3 protein-coding genes are annotated in these 5,263 nt (G+C 68.3%); all 3 read left to right on the forward strand.

Going from position 1 to position 5,263, the window contains the following annotated elements; all coding sequences use genetic code 11:
- The coding region (gene nirB / locus AC1D15_RS16905) for a nitrite reductase large subunit NirB (RefSeq protein WP_477826879.1) at nt 1–2,100 on the forward strand (2,100 nt) is incomplete at its 5' end.
- On the forward strand, nt 2,097–2,483 hold the full coding sequence (gene nirD, locus AC1D15_RS16910; RefSeq protein WP_477826880.1) for a nitrite reductase small subunit NirD: 387 nt from the start codon (nt 2,097–2,099) through the stop codon (nt 2,481–2,483). The genes nirB and nirD, both read left to right, overlap by 4 nt.
- 690 nt (nt 2,484–3,173) lie before the next feature.
- A partial coding sequence (locus tag AC1D15_RS16915) for a molybdopterin oxidoreductase family protein (RefSeq protein ID WP_477826881.1) occupies nt 3,174–5,263 on the forward strand: 2,090 nt, incomplete at its 3' end.

The raw sequence follows: 5,263 nt of genomic DNA on the forward strand, positions 1-5,263 counted from the left end.
GACCTGGAGGGGGTGATCGCCTACCGCGACATCGCCGACACCAACACGATGATCGAGGCCGCCACTCGCTACAAGCACGCGGTGGTGATCGGCGGCGGGTTGCTGGGGCTGGAGGCCGCCAACGGGCTGATGCTGCGCGGCATGCAGGTCAGCGTGGTGCACGTGGCGCCGTGGCTGATGGAGCGCCAGCTGGACGACACCGCCGGCAAGCTGCTGCAGAAGTCGCTGGAGGCGCGCGGGCTGAAGTTCCTGATCGGCGCGAACACGCAGGCGCTGATCGGCGACCGCGAGGCCGGCAAGGCGGGCCGCGTGATGGCGGTGCAGTTCAAGGACGGCACCGAGGTGCCGGCCGACCTGGTGGTGATGGCGGCCGGCATCCGCCCGAACACCGAGCTGGCCGAGAAGATCGGCCTGCATTGCAACCGCGGCATCGTCGTCACCGACACGATGCAGACGGTGACCGACCCGCGCATCTACTCGGTCGGCGAGTGTGCGGCGCACCGCGGCATCGCGTACGGGCTGGTGGCGCCGCTGTTCGAGCAGGGCAAGGTGTGCGCGACGCACCTGGCGGAGTTCGGCATCGGCCGCTACACCGGCTCGCAGACCTCGACCAAGCTGAAGGTGACCGGCATCGACCTGTTCTCGGCCGGCAACTTCATGGGCGGGGCCGACTGYGAGGAGATCGTGATGAGCGATCCGTTCGGCGGCGTCTACAAGAAGCTGGTGATCAAGGACGACAAGCTGGTCGGCGCCTGCATGTACGGCGACACGGTGGATGGCAGCTGGTACTTCAAGCTGCTCAGAGAGGGCCGCACGATCTCCGACATCCGCGACAAGCTGATGTTCGGCGAGTCGAACATCGGCGACACCGGGCATGAAGGCCACAACAAGGCGGCCGCGATGGCCGACAGCGACGAGGTCTGCGGCTGCAACGGCGTCACCAAGGGGACGGTCTGCAAGGCCATCAAGGAGAAGGGCCTGTTCACGCTGGAGGAGGTGCGCAAGCACACGAAGGCGAGTGCGTCGTGCGGCTCGTGCACCGGGCTGGTCGAGCAGCTGCTGATGTTCACTGCGGGGGGCGACTACTCGGCGACGCCGAAGAAGAAGGCGATGTGCGGCTGCACCGACCACAGCCACCAGGAGGTGCGCGACGTGATCCGCAACGAGAAGCTGCTGTCGATCGCATCGGTGTACCAGACGCTGGCGTGGCGCACGCCGAACGGCTGCTCGAGCTGCCGGCCGGCGGTGAACTACTACCTGATCAGCACCTGGCCGAAKGAGGCGCAGGACGATCCGCAGTCGCGCTACATCAACGAGCGCAGCCACGCCAACATCCAGAAGGACGGCACCTACAGCGTGATCCCGCGCATGTGGGGCGGCGAGACGACGGCGGATGAACTGCGGCGCATCGCCGATGCGGTGGACAAGTACAAGATCCCGACCGTCAAGGTGACCGGCGGCCAGCGCATCGACCTGCTGGGCGTGAAGAAGGAGGACCTGGTCAACGTCTGGAAGGACATCGGCATGCCCTCGGGCCATGCGTATGCGAAGGCCTTGCGCACGGTGAAGACCTGCGTGGGTTCGGAGTGGTGCCGTTTCGGCACGCAGGACAGCACGCAGATGGGCAAGGACCTGGAGCGTGCGCTGTGGCGGATGTATGCGCCGCACAAGGTGAAGCTGGCGGTGAGCGGCTGCCCGCGCAACTGTGCCGAGTCGGGCATCAAGGATGTCGGCGTGATCGGCGTCGATTCGGGCTGGGAGATCTATGTGGGCGGCAACGGCGGCATCAAGACCGAGGTGGCGCATTTCTTCGTGAAGCTGAAGACGGCCGAGGAGGTGCTGGAGTACAGCGGTGCGTTCCTGCAGCTGTACCGCGAGGAAGGCTGGTACCTGGAGCGCACGGTGCACTGGATCGGGCGTGTGGGCCTCGACTACGTGAAGAAGAAGATCCTCGACGATGCCGAAGGCCGCGTGGCGCTGTGGGAGCGATTGAAGTTCTCGCTCGATGGCGAGCCCGATCCGTGGTTCGATTTCGACAAGGCGCGGGTCGACACCCGGCAGTTCACGCCGGTTGCAGCAGCCCTGGGAGAAGCACGATGAGCCAGTGGCAAGCCATTTGTCGCGTTGACGACATCCCGGTGCTGGGCTCGCGCCGCGTGGCGCGTGATGTGGGCGTTGACGTCGCGATCTTCCGCAACGACCAGGACGAGGTGTTCGCGCTGCTCGACCGCTGCCCGCACAAGGGCGGCCCGCTGAGCCAGGGCATCGTGTTCGGCAAGAGCGTCGCGTGCCCGCTGCACAACTGGACGATCGGGCTGGACGACGGGTGTGCCCGGGCGCCTGACGACGGTTGCACGCCGAGGTTTGCGGTGCACGTGTCGAATGGCGTGGTGCACCTCGATGCCGTCGAGTTGGCACAGCATGCGATCGATCTCGTTCGGCCTGTGGCGGGTCCGAAGGTCATTCCGGTGGTGGTGGGCTGATGGCTCCGTCGGCGCGGCAAAGGCGCGGGTGGGCAGGCTGTGGCTCGCCGGCCGGTGCGGTCCTCGCCCCGGGGGGGCGAGGACTGCCCTCCGCTGACTGCTTTCATGGCCCGTCGCCGAAACTCCCGCCACTCACTTCGTTCGTTGTGGTCAAACAGTCGGCGACAGTCAGTTCACGAAGCGTGCTGGCGCACGCGGGCCAAGAAACCAGCCAGCTCCGGCGCCCCGTCCTGATTGGCGCTCCACAGCCTGCCCACCCGCGCCTTTGTGGCACCACCGTGCTCCTTCGGGGGGTAACAAGCGAACAARTGAAGGTKRATCCCCGGGTTGTCACCCGGGCTACGTGTAGCCCGGATGCAGCGCAGCGGAATCCGGGGTTCAACCCTCACTTCAAATACCCTCGAACACGAACCGTCGGCTCCTCGCGGCGGGCGGTAGGCCCGTGGGGGGCGATTTCTGAGGCGACGAAGAAGATCGGCTTCGGGGGTGGCGTGCGCAGCACGCTTCGTAGACTGACTCATCGCCACTGTTTGACCACAACGAACGAAGTGAGTGGAGGGAGTTTGGCGATGCACCCACGGAGCCGATCTTCTTCGTGGAGTCGACGCCCCCAGGGCGTCGACCGTCTCGGCATGAGCCCCCCACGGGCCTACCRCCCGCCGCGACGCGCCGAAGATGCAGGACAACGAGATGCGTGAAACCCGCTCCACCTGCCCCTACTGCGGCGTCGGCTGCGGCGTGATCATCGAGTCACAAGACGACCAGATCACAGGCGTCAGAGGCGACCCCGACCACCCGGCCAACTTCGGCCGCCTGTGCACCAAGGGCAGCACGCTGCACCACACGGCCAGCGCAGCCATCACGATGCAATCGCGGCTGCTGCAGCCGATGCAGCGCCTCGATCGAGGAAGCGCACCCAGGCCGGTCACCTGGGACGCCGCGCTCGACCTCGCCACCGAACGCTTCGCCAGCACGATCGAACGGCATGGCCCCGATTCGGTCGGGTTCTACCTGTCCGGGCAGCTGCTCACCGAGGACTACTACGTCTTCAACAAGCTCGCCAAAGGCCTCATCGGCACCAACAACGTCGACACCAACTCGCGCCTGTGCATGAGCAGCGCCGTCGCCGGCTACAAGCTCACGCTCGGTGCCGATGCGCCACCCGCCTGCTACGACGACCTGGCGCTCGCCAGCACCCTCTTCATCGCCGGCGCGAACACCGCCTGGGCGCATCCGATCCTGTTCCGGCGCATCGAGGATGCGAAACGCGCCAACCCGGCAATGAAGATCATCGTCGCCGACCCGCGCCGCACCGAAACCGCCGAGGCCGCCGACCTGCACCTGCCACTGCTGCCCGGCACCGACGTGGCCCTCTTCAACGGCATGCTGCACCTGATGCTGTGGGAAGGCCTGGTCGACCACGCCTGGATCGCCGCCCACACCGAAGGCTTCGCCGCGCTGCGCGACCGCGTGCGCGAGTTCACGCCGAAAGACGCCGCACGCATCTGCGGCATCGACGAGGCCGCCCTCGTGCAGGCCGCGCGCTGGTTCGCCGATGCCGACGGTCGCACGCTGTCGCTGTACTGCCAGGGGCTCAACCAGAGCCGCGCCGGCACCTTCAAGAACGCCGCGCTGATCAACCTGCACCTCGCCACCGCGCAGATCGGCAAGCCGGGCGCCGGCCCGTTCTCGCTGACCGGGCAGCCGAACGCGATGGGCGGGCGCGAAGTCGGCGGGCTCGCGAACCTGCTGAGCGCGCACCGCGACCTCGCGAACCCGGCCCACCGCGCGGAAGTCGCCGCGCTGTGGGGCGTGCCCGACGTGCCCGCCGTGCCCGGCAAGACGGCCGTCGAGATGTTCCAGGCCGCCGCCGACGGCGAGATCCGCGCGCTGTGGATCACCTGCACCAACCCCGCGCAATCGATGCCCGACCAGGCGACGGTGCGCCGCGCGCTCGAGCGCGCCGAATTCGTCGTCGTGCAGGAGGCCTTCTCCACCACCGCCACCTGCGCGTACGCCGACCTGCTGCTGCCCGCCACCAGCTGGGGCGAGAAGGACGGCACCGTCACCAACAGCGAACGCCGCATCAGCCGCGTGCGCCCGGCCATCGCCGCGCCCGGCGACACCCGCCACGACTGGGCCGCCGCCACCGACTTCGCGCGCCGCCTCGAAGCACGGCTGCGCCCGTCGCTGCCCTCGCTGTTCGACTACGCCACGCCGGAATCGGTCTGGAATGAACACCGCGAGACCACGCGCGGCCGCGACCTCGACATCACCGGCCTCAGCTACGCGCACCTCGACAGCGCCGGCCCCGCGCAATGGCCCTTCCCCGCCGGCGCCCCGACCGGCACGGCGCGCCTCTACGAAGACGGCCGCTTCCCGACCGACTCCGGCCGCGCCCGCTTCGCCGACACCCCGTACGAACCGCTGGCCGAGCCGCGCGACGCCCGCTTCCCGTTCTCGCTCACCACCGGCCGCCTGCGCGACCAGTGGCACGGCATGAGCCGCACCGGCACCATCGGCCGCCTGTTCGGCCACGTGCCCGAGCCGGCCATCGAGATGCATGCGCAGGACCTCGCGCGGTTGAAGCTCGCCGACGGCGACCTGGTGCACGTCAGCTCGCGCCGCGGCAGCATCGTGCTGCCGGTGCAGGCGAGCGAGCAGGTATCACCCGCCCAGGCCTTCATCGCGATGCACTGGGGCGACGAGTTCATCAGCGGCCAGACCGGCGGCACGCCGATGCGCGGCGTGAATGCGCTGACGACCTCGGCCTTCTGCCC

The sequence above is a fragment of the Rhizobacter sp. P2_H2 genome, assembly GCF_056403375.1.